The organism is Coleofasciculus sp. E1-EBD-02 (genome assembly GCF_040218245.1).
Classification (GTDB): domain Bacteria; phylum Cyanobacteriota; class Cyanobacteriia; order Cyanobacteriales; family Coleofasciculaceae; genus Coleofasciculus.
The window spans coordinates 85,377-101,456 of sequence record NZ_JAVJQN010000023.1; the positions used below are offsets into that span (position 1 = coordinate 85,377).

Here is a 16,080-nt window from a genome sequence, read left to right on the forward strand (position 1 = left end):
TATAACTATGGGTAAGGTCGTTAAACTTAATCTAGAACATGGGGATTTTAGCCAAGGGTTTCAGATTACCCTAGAAATTGGTGATGAGAGTTTGCCCCATCGTCAAATCCGAACGGGTGGTAGTCTACCCGCTAATTTACAGGTTTCGGCAAACTATGATAATTGGAAAACAACCTATCGCCGCTTAGAAACAGCGTTCAGGCGTCCAGTTATTCTAGAGGAAGAAACTGAACTTCTTCCCCCTGTCTCTGCTGACGAATGTCAAGTCTTATTTGAAACCCTAAAAGGCAGTCTCAATCATTGGCTTAATGCTGAAGAGTTTCGCCGTGTCAAAGAGCAATTACTCAGAGAGTTAGACGAAGACGAAGAAATTCGTGTCATTATCCGCACCAGTGAACATAACTTGCGGAAATTACCCTGGGATACGTGGGACTTTTTTGACGAGTTTCCCAATGCGGCTGTGGCGATTAGTCCGACGGAACATGATGTCGGAACGCCGGTTAAACCGAAAAATAAAGTTAGAATTTTGGCGATTTTAGGCAATAGCCAGGGAATTAATATTGCCAGAGACAGAGGGTTACTCGAAAATTTACCCCAGGCTGATGTCCGCTTTCTGGTGGAACCGCAACGTCAAGAATTTGAAACGCTGTGGAGTGAAGAGTGGGATATTCTTTTCTTTGCGGGACATAGTTACTCTCAAGGAGATGGCGATTGCGGTTATATTTATATCAATCAAACCGAGAAGCTAGCCATTAGCGAGTTGAAAAATACCCTAAAACGAGCGATTAAGAAAGGGTTACAACTGGCGATTTTTAATTCCTGTGATGGTTTAGGATTAGCCAATGAGTTGCAGCGGCTGAATATCCCGCAAATGATTGTTATGCGGGAACCTGTACCGGATAAGTTTGCTCAGGAATTTTTGAGATATTTTCTGGAATCGTTTTCCAGTGGCAAATCGTTATATACTTCAGTCCGAGAAGCACGGGAAAAGTTACATGACTTATCGGATATTGAGAGAAGGTTTCCGGGTGCAAGTCTATTACCCGTGATTTGCCAAAATCCTACAGTTTTACCCGTGAAGTGGGACGATTTTTTGGCAAAGAAAAAGCCTGAGGTTAAATCCGAATCAGTGGAGTCGGTTGAACCGCCAATTTTACCTGAAGATAAACAGACGATACCCCAACAGATTTCTCCGGAACAGTCGGCGACTGAGGATAAAGCTCTCCAGGTTTCACCCCCAGGGAAAAAGCCAATCGGTAAACTAATAGGTATCGGAGTTTTGGGCGGCGCTATTTGTATCTCAGCTATTAGTGGTTGGTTATGGTGGAAACGCCCTATCTGTTCATTGAACGATAATCGGATACCATTCATGATTAATATTCCCCAAGGACAACTGTTTAACTATGGGGGAAGTACAACTTGGGTTCCTCTTGCTCAACCCTTGCATGAACAGATCAAGACAACCTTGCAAGATTTTCAACTCAATTCACCGAAGTATAGTGGTTCAGTGGAGGGAATTGAACAGGTATTGGGAGGCTATTTTGCCTTCAGTTTATCCTCTACCCATCTGCGAAAAAAAGATTTAGCCGAGGCGAGACAGCAAGGCTATGAACTGATTCAGAAACCAGTGGCGATTGACGCGATCGCAGTCGGGGTAAATCCTCAACTTAATGTTCCTAGCTTAACCCTAACTCAGCTTAAAGATATTTATACCGGAAAAATTCGCAATTGGCAACAAGTGGGAGGTCCGGATTTACCGATTACTCCCTACTCCCGCGCACCCGAAGGCGGAACCGTGCGATTTTTTACTGATGCGGTTTTAGCAGGACAACCGTTAAATACCCAAATTGTCCAATTTGTTGATTCGACAACCACGGGAATCAGTAAAGTCAGCAATGATCCAGGCGGTATTTACTACGCCTCAGCACCGGAAATTGTCTCTCAATGTGGCATTCGTCCTTTACCGTTGGGACTTCCGGGAAAGACGGCGATTGCTCCCTATCAGGGTGATTTAGTTCCCTTAGAGTCTTGTCCCCAGCAGCGCAATCAGGTTAATTTAACCGCCTTCAAAAGTGGAGAGTATCCTTTAACTCGAAACTTATTTGTGATTATTAAAGATTTTCCCGGTGAGAATAATGCCCAAGAACAAGCCGGGAGAGCCTATACTAATTTGATAGTAACGGGTAAGGGTCAAGCGATGGTAAAAGAACCGGGATTTGTTCCGGTTGCTCAGGCTTCTTGTCCGTCGCCCTAGTGCAGCGGGCAATACGGTGAAGCAGAGGGAGCTGGGGGAGCAGAGGGAGCTGGGGGAGCTGGGGGAGCTGGGGGAGCAGAGGGAGCTGGGGGAGCAGAGGGAGCAGAGGGAGCAGGGGGAGCAGAGGGAGCAGAGGGAGCTGGGGGAGCTGGGGGAGCTGGGGGAGCTGGGGGAGCAGAGGGAGCAGAGGGAGCAGAGGGAGCTGGGGGAGCTGGGGGAGCAGGGGGAGCAAAGGATAAAAAAATGATTAGCTGGTGGGGGAATTATTTAGTTGTCTGTGTCAATCTGTGTGCTTGACTATTTAATGTTCTAGAAAGTGCCATTCCATCTGTGTACTCTGTGTTTTTGTCAATAGCTGGCAATAATTTTTATTATAACTTTAACAAAATACATGCGTCCAAGGGGGAGGTTGGCAGTGAGACGAAAACCATCAATTATACAAAGTCTTACGAAGATTCAAGGGGTTTAGCTGTATCAAAATTATTTTTGCCGATAAAAAACCCACCATAGATAGTATACCTGAAAATCGCACAATGCTCTCACAATCGCCGCAACCCTTGAAAATTCGTAGCCTTTTCCCAAAACGAGGTAAAAAACGAGCAATTATGACGTTTTGTTGAGATGAGATCCTGATTGAAAAAATTAAACAGTTCTGGGGGAAAGAATAGTTTAGCTTATCATAACTTGACAAATTAAGCCGAAATAGAATTGAGTCAAGCTAAGGAAATGTCAGTAGCGAAGCAGAAAGTAAAGAGTCAAGGGGTATGTCGTGAATCGTGGTATCAAAAGAAGTGCGATCGCTCGCTGTGCCGGATCTGATTCGTCTAAAGTCCACTATTAATCAAGTGTCCGATTATGCCATTAGAGAATGAAGCGAAGCGAAATGAAGAATATCTCCAGATACTGATGCTTATTCCAACGCTTGTTACTCGCTAACACTTCGCGCTACGCTACTGGATTGACACAGCTAAAATGATGGAAGAGACTTGACGATTGAACGCGCACAACCTGCGCCCCTACAGTTTCGGGGCTAATGGTTAATTGATCAAATAAGGTGTGCCGAACCACTACTAACGTGACACAGCTAAAATGGTGGAGTAGATTCTACCGTTAAATCGGGCGCAAAGCAATAAGCCCCTACAGTTTATGCACTACTCATCTTTATTGGTATTAGTATCCTTATCCCTATCGTTCCCGCTACTTTCGCCCTCAACGGCAAATGCCCAAGATACAATAGCACAATCTAGCTTTGCCCAAGGATTTTGGCGTCCAGCCGAAGGACTGGTTCAAGAACAACTGAATTTGATTAATCGGATTGAGGGGGCATTCTACAGTCCTAATGTATATCAAGTAGAAGCGACGCGATCGCAACTTTTCTTACACCTCGGCAAAGTGGAACGCTTCTTGAATAGTCAGTATCGAATTCCCCAGTTTCTCTGTAATAACGGAACACCTGATCCCGATGTTCCTGCGCCGTTAACCTTACCCCAGCGACAGGTGTATTGTAATCTTTATGTGTCTACCCAAAAGCTGGAACCAATGGTTGATCTGTTGGATATGCGGTTACCGATGCTAGCTGGGTTAGCTGCACCTAGTACCCTACCATTAGATGATCAACGTCCAGGCTTGCGGTTGAATTTAGCCACACCACTTCGTCCTGAATTTGCACCTGTACCCGACTTCCCCGAACCGGAACCGCCTGTCTTGGGTATGCCAACAAAGCGCCCCCTTACAGACTATCAGAGACAGCCGTTACAACCTGCGATCGCGCCTCCGGAAGCGGTGACTAAAACCCTTTTAGCCGCACGGGAACAACTATTACCCACATTACCCGCATTTCCCGACTCTGCTCGTATAATTGATCCTGGTGTTTACACGGTAATTCCAACTCAGAGTACTTTGGGTCTTTTGCCCTTAGAACCCCAGCGATATGCAGACTTTCTTGACCAACCCAACACCGGGATTGCCCGTATCTTTCTCGCCGAAAGCTATCAACCTGATCCCAATAAGCTACGAAACCGCCTGCAATCTCCTCTCCCCCAACCCTTTCCCTTAACGACTGGGGTTGAATCGGCGACGGATTCCGTTCCTAGCTTGGCGTTGGAAATTGAAAATGGAAACTTCACCATTCCTTTGCAAGGGCTGGATTATGGCTTTATCGTCAATTTGGGTGATGTTTCTTTAGACGAAATCAACGCCAATCTACAAACAATTCCCACCCTGACACCCGAACAACGAGATTTATTTCTGAACTATCGTCCACCCAATGAAGTAGAAGCCTTACAAATCGATCAACGGCGCTTTTATACGGGTAAAGATGGGATTGGGTTTGTCCCGCCTTTAAGCCCACCTGCGGCTATAGGTTCAGAGGTAGGATTAAATAATACCTATTTAGTCAGATTAATCCAATTCCAGTTACCTGAAGCTGTACTGGAAGGAGAACCAATTTCACGATCGCAGCGCCGCTATTTACCCGAAATTCTAAAGACACCAAGCAGCGATGTTATTGTGGCTTTTCAACCTGTTCACCAACGTTTAGATGGGAGTTATACAGTGCTATGGCGTTTACTTTATCGCTTTCCTGATCCCCAAATTGACAATTTAGCCGAATACGTGGAATTAGAGTGAAGTTTCCCCAAAACAAAACAATGTAAGACAATGTAAGTCGAAGGGTTAACCCGTCTCGAAGTATCCTTTTAGAATCCTTGGTTATTTATACCAAGGAGAAGTCAACTCAAGGTTATTCAAAATCCACTGATGTCGTTACGACGGCTGGCAACTCTGACGGTTGAACGCTTAGAACCTTGGCACAAGCCAGCAGCTTGGTTTCAGTAGGTACTTTAAGCTTTGACGCTAACTTGAAGAACTCAAGCATTTTAATGAAGCTAAACGTGGGATCTGGAAGATAGACAACCTGTCCAGAACGAATGGTTATCCCCTGGCGACTGGATGACTGAAAGGCATGATGGAGATTATGCCAGCCTTCACCCAGAGTTAGAAATGCTACTAACTTATTATTGCAACTGAGATCGTCAGTTATAAAAGGTTGTTCCCCCACAATATGGCAAAGGGAGTTGACGGTTTGCACGCCATGAAACAGCAGCGTTGTGCTGAGAAAAAATGCACCAAGATATTCAACGCCACCGATGAGATAAGAAATTGTTCCCAGTGCCACTAGAGGGAGAAAGTGCAAACGGTCAATCACCTTTAAAACAGGATCACTCTCAACATCGGCAGGTAGCTTGGCAGGAAAGAACCGGGGGGATAATAGCCAACCCCCTTGAGACCAATAAAATCCTCTGATCCCCTGAACGGGTGTACAGGGGGAATGGGGATCGAGATCTTGATCGACATGTTTATGATGGGCTACATGGTGTGCTTTCCACCAACTTGGACCCATCTGCCCCGCCGCCGCCGCCACAATACTTCCTACCCATAGAACTGGAGCCGGAGCTTGATAGCTTTTGTGGGTGAGTAGTCGATGGTAGATGGCGGTTGTTGCCAGCATACGGATGACATATAAAAATATGATCCATAGGCAAGCGCCCCACGATAAACCCGTGATAAAAACAAGTAATGATCCGATATGGCTAAAGATAATCAGCGTCGGACCGATTAGATAAGAAATAATTGTCAGTGGAGAATACTGCCTCATTTTTTTCTATTGTCCTAAAAGGATGGTTAAATAAGCCGTTAATGAAACCTGCCCCTACTTTCCTATTACCGAGAAATTCCTCTGACCTACAAAACAACCGCATAACCTACGCTTGTCAAGTCATGCGGTTCAATGTAACTCATGAATATTAAATTCAATTATTAATTGAGTTAGCATCAGGCTATCTTCAAATTAATAATCTAAAGTAGAACAATACCTACGTTGGCTAACTCTTCAAAAAATCTGATGAAAACAAACTTTTGACCCTTCGCGATCCTCAAGAGCATACAAACTTCCCAAGGGTTTTACTAGGCTGTCTTTTTGGGTGGTAGAACAACTTTCTTGGCTAAACCCACTCCTTGTAGTAGTTGAATTGCCCACCATGTCATATCGATTTCCCACCATTTACGTCCAGCCGGAGCAACATTGGGATGAGCGTGGTGATTGTTGTGCCAACCTTCTCCGTAGGTTAAGATAGCTGCCCACCAGAGATTGCGAGAACCATCATTAACTTCATAAGTCTGATAACCGCGCAGGTGAGTGGCAGAATTAATTAACCAGGTGCTGTGCCACAGTACGACAGCTCGGACAAAGACACCCCAGAATACAAATTGCCATCCTCCGACTACGTAAAGCAATAGACCCAGGGGAAGTTGTAACAATAAGAAGTAGCGATCTAACCAGCGATAATAGGCATCTCTTGCCATATCAGGAGCGTATTTCTGATAAACTTCGTAATCAAAAAATTCGGGTTTGTGATAAAACAGCCAAAGCATGTGACTCCACCAAAACCCATATCGCGCTGAGTAAGGGTCTTTGTTTGCATCATCGGGATGAGCATGGTGCTGACGGTGTGCTGCTACCCAGAAGATTGGTCCTCCTTGTAGAGCTACAGCCCCGATGGTGGTCAGGATATATTCTAACCACTTAGGCACTTGAAAACTCCGATGGGTCAAAAGCCGATGATAGGCTAAACAAATGCCAATGCTGCCAAAGAGCCAGTGGAGAAGTATCATTACTCCCAAGGCTGACCATGAAAAAAACCAGGGCGCCAGCAGTGCCAAAGCGTGAATCGTGCCAAAAAATAGCAGACTGGGCCAATGAAAGGGTAAGTTAGTGCGACTTTGAGGAGGCACTGAGATTGAATGATTAGTCATTGAGAATCGTTAGAGTAGGAATTGAGGTGCAAGTGTTACTTACACTTCTACCATCAGCTTAACGATTTATCCATCAAAATGCAAGTGTTACTTACATTACTAAACTATGTCTCGTACCAGTTCTACAACACGAGCGCGTTTGATTCAAGCAGCGCTTGAGTTGTTTACCGTTCAGGGGGTTACCGAGACGACCACACGTCAGATTGCGGAATTAGCCCAGGTTAATGAAGTCACACTGTTCCGTCACTTTGGTAACAAACAAGGATTACTCTTAGCGGTGATCGAAGACTCTGGGGTGTTTACCCGTCTGGGTGAATCACTCAGAGCGCAAGTCGATCAGACAACGACGTTTGAGCAGGCGCTAATTAACTATGGACGCGATCGCCTTCAGGTTCTGACGCAAATGCCCGAATTACTGCGTTCTGTGGTTGGGGAGTCAGGAAAATATACGGTTGAGCATCGTCAGGCGTTAGGAGAAGGTGTGACTCAAGCCAACCTGGACTTTGCTGATTATCTTACCACCGTGATTCAACGCGATCGCTTACATTTACGTTTATCAGCGGAAAAATTAGCCAGTTTGGTTAATGGGATGTTATTTGGGTATTTGGTGATTGAACTAACCAGCGAGTTCCACAGGCTTTGGCAGAATCAGGAGGAGTTTTTGCAAAGTTTGATCGAACTCATCTTACACGGAGCTTTTGCAGACGGAGAGCTACAGAGACGGAAAGAGGCGGAGGAAGAACCAGAAAACGGCGACACAGTGGAGACAGTGCGCCCGCCTATCCCCAATTCTTCCCTGAACTCGACCTCTCCAGCCATCTCCTCTGAGACGGTAGCCGATTTACCTGCATCCTTAGTTCATGCGATTTTGCAACAAGCCAAAAAAAGCGGCTTACGGGATTATGCTCTCGCCTATATTCTCTTTGGTGCAGGGTTGCGGGTAGAAGAAATTATTGCCTTAGAGCGATCGCACCAAATTAGTGACGCCCATCGACACTTATTGCAAGTGACTCAAGGTAACGTGCGCCAAGTCCCTGTAAATCAGTGGATTATGGGCAAGCGCTATGGTTCTTACACCCGCAATCCCTTAAACCAATGGCTCAAAAGTCGTAAAGATGATCGCTCACCCCTGTTTGTTAATGAAGCTTTAGAACGGATGTCTGTGCCAGAATTAAGAGCTGCATGGCGTAACTTTACCGCTGAGTTGGAAACGCCATCTCCCTCAATTGAGCAAGCGCGACAAACCTGGTGTGTGGAACTGTTAATGCGAGGGATGAATGTGGAGGATTTAAGTATTTTAAGCGGTTTGGATGTACAACAATTAGAGCCTTATGTTCGCCGAGCAAGGGAAAAAACAGCGTTGGAACGGGCGATTCGTTTAGATCAAAAACCTTGAGTAGGGGTTGCTGAATAAGTATTGTGGTGAGGATAGGGAACAGGGAACAGGGAACAGGGAACAGGGAACAGTAAGGTTTGAGAGAAATTTGCAAAAATTGATACAGTAACGTTTTCTTTTGTCCGACTACTTACCCAATATTAAAATATGAATAATACAGTTATCCTCAATTATTTTGAACAGAGGCTAATTGAAAAAATCCGCGACTTACCTCCTGGTAAAGTTGAAGAAGTCGCCGATTTTGGGGTCTTCCGGACTAACTTTGACAAGGACTACCACCAAAGAGTAGATCTAAATCACCAGGTTGTATATTTAAATCTCTCATTAAATGACCGGGATCAACTTGTTTGATATCTTTCTCAAGAAGCAAAGTTCTCAGATTCTCTCTGTCCATTACGCTGCGGAGGGTTTGGCAGCAGTATGGGTCAATTTCGATATCAGCTAGTATTTCAAAGCCAGCTTGACGGACACCGATATCCATCCCACCTGCACCTGAGAAAAGAGATAAGGCAGACAACATAAAATGGACACTCAGTACAGAAGTATTATTTGATCCTCAGACTTATAGACTATCACAATAACGGATATTCCCAAACGACACCCCTAATTTTATGGGTTATTATTTTCGAGTAGCATCGATGTCATGGGCGTCAACTTAAGCCAGGTTGCGTCCGAGTGAATTCAGAGGCAAGGATAGTAACCTGAAGTGGAAACAAGAAGCTGTAGGATACCTCCTAAGCTGAAACCTTAACTTGCTGATTTCCGGCTAAACCAAATGCCTGGTGAATGGCTTGTAATGCTGTCACCCCTTGGTCTTTATTCACCACACAACTAATTTTTATTTCTGACGTAGTGATCATTTGAATATTGATTTGGTGTTGAGAAAGAGCGGCAAACATCCGCGCCGCTACACCGGGTTGTCCAATCATTCCTGCACCAACAATACTAACTTTAGCAATATCGGCATCAAGGAGAACCTCGCCGTACCCTAAAATAGGTGCAGCCTCCTGGAGAATTGTCTGGGCATTTTCCGCCTCAGCTTGGGCGACAGTAAAGGCAATATCGCGTGTGGGAATTCCATCAATCACGCGACAGCGCTGAGATTGAATAATCATGTCCACACTAATGGTTTGCTCGGCTAAGATACTAAATATCCGAGCCGCCATACCCGGACGATCAGGAACATAGCGAATAGCTAAACGGGCTTGATTCTGGTCAAGGGCAACCCCTCGAACGGGATTTGAATGTAGAGACGTTGCATGCAACGTCTCTACATTCTCGGAAATCGGTAAACGGGCAGGGGAACTCTTAATATTAAACTGGTCACACAAAACCGCGATCGCACGATTACAATCAGACGCATCAATCACACAGCTTACTTTTACCTCAGAGGTGGAAATCATCTGAATATTGATCCCCGCATTTGCCAATGTGGTGAACATTTGCGCCGCAATACCGGGATGTCCAATCATCCCCGCCCCCGCGATCGCGATTTTGGCGATATTCGATTCCACTAAGACTTCCGCCTCATCAGCACTGGGATTAGTCGGGCTACGAAACGCGGGTGCGATCGCTTCGGCGACGGCTTCAGCCCGTTTGAGAATACCCTTACTTACACTAAAGGCAATATCATTCGTATTCCCTTCATGAATCGACTGGATAATTAAATCCACATCCAAATCTTGACCCGCAATTTCACCAAATAATTGGGCGGCGACACCCGGATGATCGGGAACCCGCAGCATTGCCACTTTTGCCTGATCGGTATCAAATTCTACAGCATCCACCGATCGAGCAATTTCTAAATCATCTAACGAACGGGGTTGTGGCGTAGGAGAAATCACCTTCGTCCCCGGATCATCCGTCCAACTGGATAATACAACCAAAGGCATCCCGTAATTTCGAGCAATTTCCACCGCACGCGGATGCAGTACCTTCGCCCCTAAGCTTGCTAATTCCAGCATTTCATCGCAGGTAATCTCGTCCATGAGTTGAGCATCGGAGACTAAGCGCGGATCGGCGGTTAAAATACCCGGAACATCCGTGTAAATCTCACACCGATCTGCCCCTAATGATGCCGCTAACGCCACGGCTGAGGTATCTGATCCGCCGCGTCCCAAAGTGGTAATCTCTAAGTCAGTCAGACTACTGATCCCTTGGAAGCCAGCAACGACAACCACTTTACCCTCGTTGATATGCCGAGAAATCCGTTCGGTGTGGATACTAAAAATTCGGGCGCGGCTATATTGGGCTTCTGTGACAATACCCACCTGTGCGCCAGTCAGGGAAATTGCGGGTTGTCCTAATTCCTGCAACGCCATCGCTAGCAGCGCGATGGAGACTTGTTCTCCAGTGGAGAGTAACATATCCATTTCCCGACGGCTGGGATTGGCGGAGATTTCGTGAGCCAGTTTGACCAACCCATCCGTCGTTTTACCCATGGCTGACACGACGACGACTAATGAGTTACCGGCTTGAACTGTTTTTAATAGGCGTTGGGCAACGATTTGAATCCGCTCAACTGACCCCACCGAGGTTCCACCGTATTTTTGGACAACCAGCACCATAAATCTTGCTCCTACACCTTTGCTATTATGTCATTCGTCATTTGTCTTATGTCATTTGTCAAGAGTCATTTGTCAGGGAATAGGGAATGGGCAATGGGCAAGTCGGGGCGGGTTTGGTTACATCTGGGTGTAACCGAAAAGATAATAGTGAAACCCGCCCCTACACAAACAATTTGCCCCCATCTCCCTCATCTCCCCCATCTCCCCCATCTCCCTCATTTCCCCCATCTCCCTCATCTCCCCCATCTCCCCCATCTCCCTCTCACGATTGATGCAGGTACTCTACTAACTCACAAAATCCATCGCCTTCTGTAGCGTTGGTTACATAAGCAGGTTTATAGTCCAGTTCATCCCGATAATCCAAAACATTAGCCACGCCTACAGAGAGGGGAAATAACTGAGGATTAAATAAACTAGCATCGTTAGGGCTATCACCCACTGTCAGCACTTGTTCCGGTTGATACTGGGGAAAATGATCACGTAACACTTGAATTAATCCAGTGGCTTTATCCTGAGATCTGGGTTTAATGTGACACTGTACCGAACTGTAGGTAAAACCCCAATCCATTGACGTACATAGGGCGTTAAGGCGTTCTAGCTGATGGATGGTGAGATCGCGATTATCAAACGTCCAATCGGTGAGACGAAAGCAATTGTCAGCCGATTCGTGAATCTGGGAAAATTCGGATTTGAGGCATTGATAGGTATCCGCTAATTGTTGGCGATGGGTGGTCATATCAGCAATTGTGGATAAAAAGACAGGTTGCTCTTGATCGGCTGGATAATATAATCCGCCATTTTCCGCGATCGCGCCCTGTACGGGTAAATAATTGACCAAACCACTGACCCAACCTGCGGAACGCCCTGTAACAATCAGTACCGGGATATTCGCTGCACTTAAATGTTCCAACGCTTGCAGCAAATCGGCACTAAATTTACCCTGTCGTGTTAGCGTACCATCCATATCCGTGGCAATCAGACGTAGCGTTTTCCAGCAATGGGCGGCTATTGCGGAGTTCATCGATGAAAAAGCCATAGATTATTGTGTAATGGGTGCTATATCTTGGATTATCAAAATTCGTCATGGCAATACTCTTACCAGACCAACGGAATTATTATTACCTTCTAGCCGCCGAACGAGCGGGAATTCACAAGCCAATTTTGGCGGCTCTTTATCAGGTTCATTCGTCTCCGACGTTTGCTGATGGAGAAACGGGATTAGGCATCTCGCCTGCCAATCGGGTATCACCCGATCAGGTGGATACATTCCCCGAACAAGTACAATATGCTGCTAATGCTATCCGATCGCTAACTGATAGTTTAATTGCTCAGGGACAACGGGGAAATGATTTATGGCTGTCCGAACAGGGACGCTATAGTGACAAGTTCCTGCAAAACGTGGCTAGAGGATATGTACCGCCAGCCAGTCAACCCTATATGGCACGTTTAGAACCGAGTAACTTTGAGTCCCTCAAACAAGCCTATCTAGCTGATTTAGCCGCCGACTTTAGCAGTGAAAACCTGCCCCAAAACCTTGCCTATCTGGATAAAGCCTTACTGACGCTTGTGGATCGACTGCCAGAGTATTATAGGGGATTAGCTCATCAACGGGATGCGTTGGTCGAAGGGGTGCGAGTGTGGCGGGAACTGGATACGCGGGATGCGGCGATTGCTTCGTTAGTGCCAACGGATCAGGTGGAATCAGCGCGTGAGGATGAATCCCTATTGGATATTCCCCTAAAGCAATTTATGGGACGGGTGTCTGCCAACTATAGCGGTTATCCCCATCAACGGGAGGCATTGCTGCGCCTAAGTCAACTATGGCGTCAACTGCGAACCCGAGAAGAAGCGATCGCGTCTTTGGAAAAAAGTGCCTCCCCCGAAGAAGATCTCGATATTATTGATCCGGCGCTAATTGCCTTTGTCGAGCGCATACCGAAGTTCTACCAGGGACAAGGTAGCCAACGCAATGCCCTCACCGAAGGCTTTCGACTCTGGAATCAATTTGACTCCCGCGCCACGGTATTAAGTCATCTGGGCATTAATCCAGACATCCTTCAAGCGAGTACCACTGATCCCACCGCGATGCAAAAACTGGCAGCAGAACTGGATCGAGAACTGATCAGCTTTGTCGGCAAGATACCCAAAGACTATAAAGAAGAGGACAACCAACGGGAAGCATTAATCCGTCTAGTACAACTTTGGCGAGATTTGCCCACCCGAAATCAGGCAGTGCAATCTCTCCTGGACGACCAAAAACGGATGAATGAAGCCCGCCGCCAAGCCCAAGAAGCACCGCCCAAGCCCACACCTGTAGTCATTCCCAAACGTCCGGAACGGTGGACACCCTACAATATTCAGCTATTAGCACCAATTATTCCCGATGGTAACTTTACCTGGGCAGAAGCCACCCATGGAGGTACACGTATGCCCCCGAACCAAGCTACAGTGGATGCTATGATTCGCATTGCGAAACTGGCACAACGGGCACGCGATCGCATTGGGCGACCTTTTATCGTCACCAGTTGGTATCGCCCCCCTCACATTAATCGAGCAGTTGGGGGTGCCAAGTATAGTCGGCATCTGGTGGGAGATGCCATGGATTTTGTGTGTGAAGGGTTAAGTGGTAATCAGATTTATTGGTCTCTGGAACCGTGGTGGCCCGGTGGTTTAGGTCGCTATATTCGATTTCCTAATTTGTGCCACATTGATGCTCGCAGCTACCGGGCACGCTGGCGCCACTAAGGGTAACATTCAGCACGAACACCTCTGTTTGCTGCTACCTTTTTCCAGGACTGTAATTCAAAATCTGCATGGGTGCATCTGTAATTGAAGCAACAAATCAATCAACCACACAAATCCAGAACAATCTAACATTCATGGCGGAGTCCTAGGGGACTTTCGCAAGAGTTTACGACTCGGTACAGTGTTTTCCCCACCGACAAAAAATGGCTGTCGGTATACCCCAGCAGATTTAGCAAGGGCGAGATTGCACCCGATGCACTCCCTGGAAGGCATTCTAGAAATAACTCTTACGTTTTCTCCAGCAGGCATTATGTCCAGTTCGATTATCCCTAGAGAATCTACATTAGCTCAAGTTTCTCAGCCGTCACCCACGGCTGTCTCTCCTTTACCCCCAAACAATCAGTCTTTCGGATCACCCTGGATGTTTGTCTCCATGGGACTGTTCTTACTCATGATCGGCTTACTGGTCTATGGCAAAATGCAATTGAATGCCGTGACGAAAAAGCTGAAATTTGAGCAGTTTAAAACCAAAGATCTCCAGAAAAAGTTAAAGTTGGCGCTCAACACGATCCGTAAAATGGAAACCAATCCGGATTTGGTTCACTCTCGCGAGTTCAATTTAGACTATCTGCGATTGCGGATGGAGGAAGAGGTATTCCATTTTGCCATTGTGAATCAAATCAAAATCAAGGTTAAACAAATCATCAGTGTGGCGCTACGACCAAATCAGGCGACTCAAAGCGCGGTCGGGATTGCTAGTACCACGGGGAGGCAAGTTGATGAACTGTTTGATGTCAAGTACGAGACGGAAAGCAGTGGTAAACGTACCATGCGAGTGCTGTTCCGGATTCAAATCAAGTTGACTAAATTACCCACTCAAGCCACCTCAGCCACGATTAGCCAGATTATTGATTGTATCGAAACTTTTCTTAGTCCAGAGGATGAAAGCTGGCAACCCACGATTCAAGGGCGAATTGTTTCAATTCACTGGGATCAAAAAGCTAAACCCACTCCTTTACTGGTGCTTCAGCAATCCAGTGAGGGGGTTAATGTGACCTTAAGAACAAATCGGGCGCGGATGCACTGAACCCATTTCCTGGCTCTCAATCATTAGATAAACTTGCTCAAACTTCAACGTTGTTCTTAACTCAAATAACTGATGCCACATTTTTTTCAATTTTATATGTATTATTTATGACCCTTCGCTTCGCTCAAGAACATGCTGATTACTTCGGTGAATATGTCCATCTTCGATATGAATAATCCGATCCGCAATATCTAAAATCCGATTATCGTGGGTGACAAGTAGAATGGTGCATCCTTGTTCTTTGGCTAACTGTTGCATTAATTCCACTACATTCCGTCCAGATTGACTATCCAAAGCTGCTGTGGGTTCGTCGGCTAGAACTAACTGAGGACGACTCACCAATGCCCGCGCGATCGCAACCCGCTGTTTTTGTCCGCCAGAAAGGTTATCGGGGTAGTGATTAAGATGATTGGCTAAACCGACTGTGGTTAATAGTGCTGTTGATTTTGCTACCGCCTCGACGGGAGAAATATCCGGGTGAAGTTCCAGAGACATTTGTACGTTTTGGCAAGCCGTAAGACTCTTGAGCAAATTATGAGATTGAAAGATATAACCAATATGACGGCGCACTTGCACCAGTTTTTCTTCTGTTGCACCGACAAGTTCCTGTCCTAAAACCTGAACTTGACCCGATTGGGGTGAACGTAAGCCGCCAATTAGGGTTAATAAGGTTGTCTTCCCTGAACCCGAAGGACCCGTCACTAAGACAATTTCTCCAGATAATAGTTCTAGATTGATATCAAAGAGAATTTGTTTACGTAGAGAACCTTTACCAAAGTAATGGTTTAGATTTTTAATCGAGACAACAGGAGATTTACGTAATACGTGATAAGTCATAAGTGGTGGACATAATTAAAGTTAACGGTTGAGATTAGGGAACACCTCGGACTTCGGCGTGAGCGCGGCAACTGAGCCTGTCGAAGTTCAGTCGAACGCTTACCTCGACTTCGCTCGGTAACACGCTCGGTGTGTCACAGGGAACAGGGAACAGCAAGGGTTTAAAGGCGGGTTCAGGGACAATTGTAGGGGTGGGTTCAGGGACAATTGTAGGGGTGGGTTTAGGGACAATTATAGGGGCGGGTTTAGGGACAATTGTAGGGGTGGGTTTAGGGACAATTGTAGGGGCGGGTTTAGGGACAATTGTAGGGGCGGGTTTAGGGACAATTGTAGGGGCGGGTTTAGGGACAATTGTAGGGGCGGGTTTAGGGACAATTGTAGG

12 protein-coding genes and 1 pseudogene are annotated in these 16,080 nt (G+C 46.2%); 7 read left to right on the forward strand and 6 right to left on the reverse strand.

What is annotated here, in order from left to right:
* Positions 1-7 precede the first annotated feature (7 nt).
* The 3 genes from RIC07_RS04350 to RIC07_RS04360 all read left to right on the forward strand — a co-directional run bounded on the left by RIC07_RS04350 (position 8) and on the right by RIC07_RS04360 (position 4,882).
* Positions 8-2,254 (forward strand): substrate-binding domain-containing protein, encoded by a 2,247-nt coding sequence (locus RIC07_RS04350; RefSeq protein WP_446393433.1) that lies wholly within the window; start codon positions 8-10, stop codon positions 2,252-2,254.
* Positions 2,255-2,270: 16 nt separating this feature from the next.
* Positions 2,271-2,501 carry a hypothetical protein gene (locus RIC07_RS04355; protein ID WP_446393434.1) on the forward strand — a complete coding sequence of 77 codons (231 nt, stop codon included), beginning with the start codon at positions 2,271-2,273 and terminating at the stop codon, positions 2,499-2,501.
* An 899-nt stretch (positions 2,502-3,400) separates the two neighbouring features.
* Complete coding sequence (locus RIC07_RS04360) at positions 3,401-4,882, forward strand: hypothetical protein (RefSeq protein ID WP_446393435.1); 1,482 nt, start codon at positions 3,401-3,403, stop codon at positions 4,880-4,882.
* 112 nt (positions 4,883-4,994) lie between these two features.
* Here the strand turns inward: RIC07_RS04360 and RIC07_RS04365 are convergent, their stop codons facing one another.
* Together RIC07_RS04365 and RIC07_RS04370 are read right to left on the reverse strand one after the other, a co-directional pair.
* Positions 4,995-5,909 carry an acyl-CoA desaturase gene (locus tag RIC07_RS04365; RefSeq protein WP_446393436.1) on the reverse strand — a complete coding sequence of 305 codons (915 nt, stop codon included), beginning with the start codon at positions 5,907-5,909 and terminating at the stop codon, positions 4,995-4,997.
* Positions 5,910-6,217: 308 nt separating this feature from the next.
* Complete coding sequence (locus RIC07_RS04370; RefSeq protein ID WP_446393437.1) at positions 6,218-7,066, reverse strand: acyl-CoA desaturase; 849 nt, start codon at positions 7,064-7,066, stop codon at positions 6,218-6,220.
* A gap of 106 nt (positions 7,067-7,172) precedes the next feature.
* On the opposite strand from RIC07_RS04370, the gene RIC07_RS04375 reads away from it, so the two are divergent.
* On the forward strand, positions 7,173-8,462 hold the full coding sequence (locus RIC07_RS04375; protein WP_446393438.1) for a TetR family transcriptional regulator: 1,290 nt from the start codon (positions 7,173-7,175) through the stop codon (positions 8,460-8,462).
* Between the two features lie 256 nt (positions 8,463-8,718).
* Here the strand turns inward: RIC07_RS04375 and RIC07_RS04380 are convergent, their stop codons facing one another.
* From RIC07_RS04380 to RIC07_RS04390, 3 genes are all read right to left on the reverse strand, one after another.
* On the reverse strand, positions 8,719-8,982 hold the full coding sequence (locus RIC07_RS04380; protein WP_446393439.1) for a DNA cytosine methyltransferase: 264 nt from the start codon (positions 8,980-8,982) through the stop codon (positions 8,719-8,721).
* 214 nt (positions 8,983-9,196) lie between these two features.
* The gene (locus RIC07_RS04385; RefSeq protein ID WP_446393440.1) at positions 9,197-11,029 is read right to left on the reverse strand and encodes an aspartate kinase; all 1,833 of its coding nucleotides are present in this window, start codon (positions 11,027-11,029) and stop codon (positions 9,197-9,199) included.
* A gap of 262 nt (positions 11,030-11,291) precedes the next feature.
* Entirely contained in the window at positions 11,292-12,065 is a 774-nt protein-coding gene (locus tag RIC07_RS04390; RefSeq protein ID WP_446393441.1) for an HAD family hydrolase, read from the reverse strand.
* Positions 12,066-12,112: 47 nt separating this feature from the next.
* On the opposite strand from RIC07_RS04390, the gene RIC07_RS04395 reads away from it, so the two are divergent.
* On the forward strand, positions 12,113-13,774 hold the full coding sequence (locus RIC07_RS04395; protein WP_446393442.1) for a D-Ala-D-Ala carboxypeptidase family metallohydrolase: 1,662 nt from the start codon (positions 12,113-12,115) through the stop codon (positions 13,772-13,774).
* Positions 13,775-14,084: 310 nt separating this feature from the next.
* A complete protein-coding gene (locus tag RIC07_RS04400; RefSeq protein ID WP_446393449.1) occupies positions 14,085-14,861 on the forward strand; it encodes a hypothetical protein in 777 nt (258 codons plus the stop codon).
* A 105-nt stretch (positions 14,862-14,966) separates the two neighbouring features.
* On the opposite strand, the gene RIC07_RS04405 is transcribed toward RIC07_RS04400, so the two are convergent.
* A complete protein-coding gene (locus tag RIC07_RS04405; RefSeq protein ID WP_446393443.1) occupies positions 14,967-15,698 on the reverse strand; it encodes a DevA family ABC transporter ATP-binding protein in 732 nt (243 codons plus the stop codon).
* Between the two features lie 131 nt (positions 15,699-15,829).
* Here RIC07_RS04405 and RIC07_RS04410 point away from each other — a divergent pair.
* Positions 15,830-16,080 (forward strand): annotated as a pseudogene (locus RIC07_RS04410) (hypothetical protein); the annotation flags it as partial.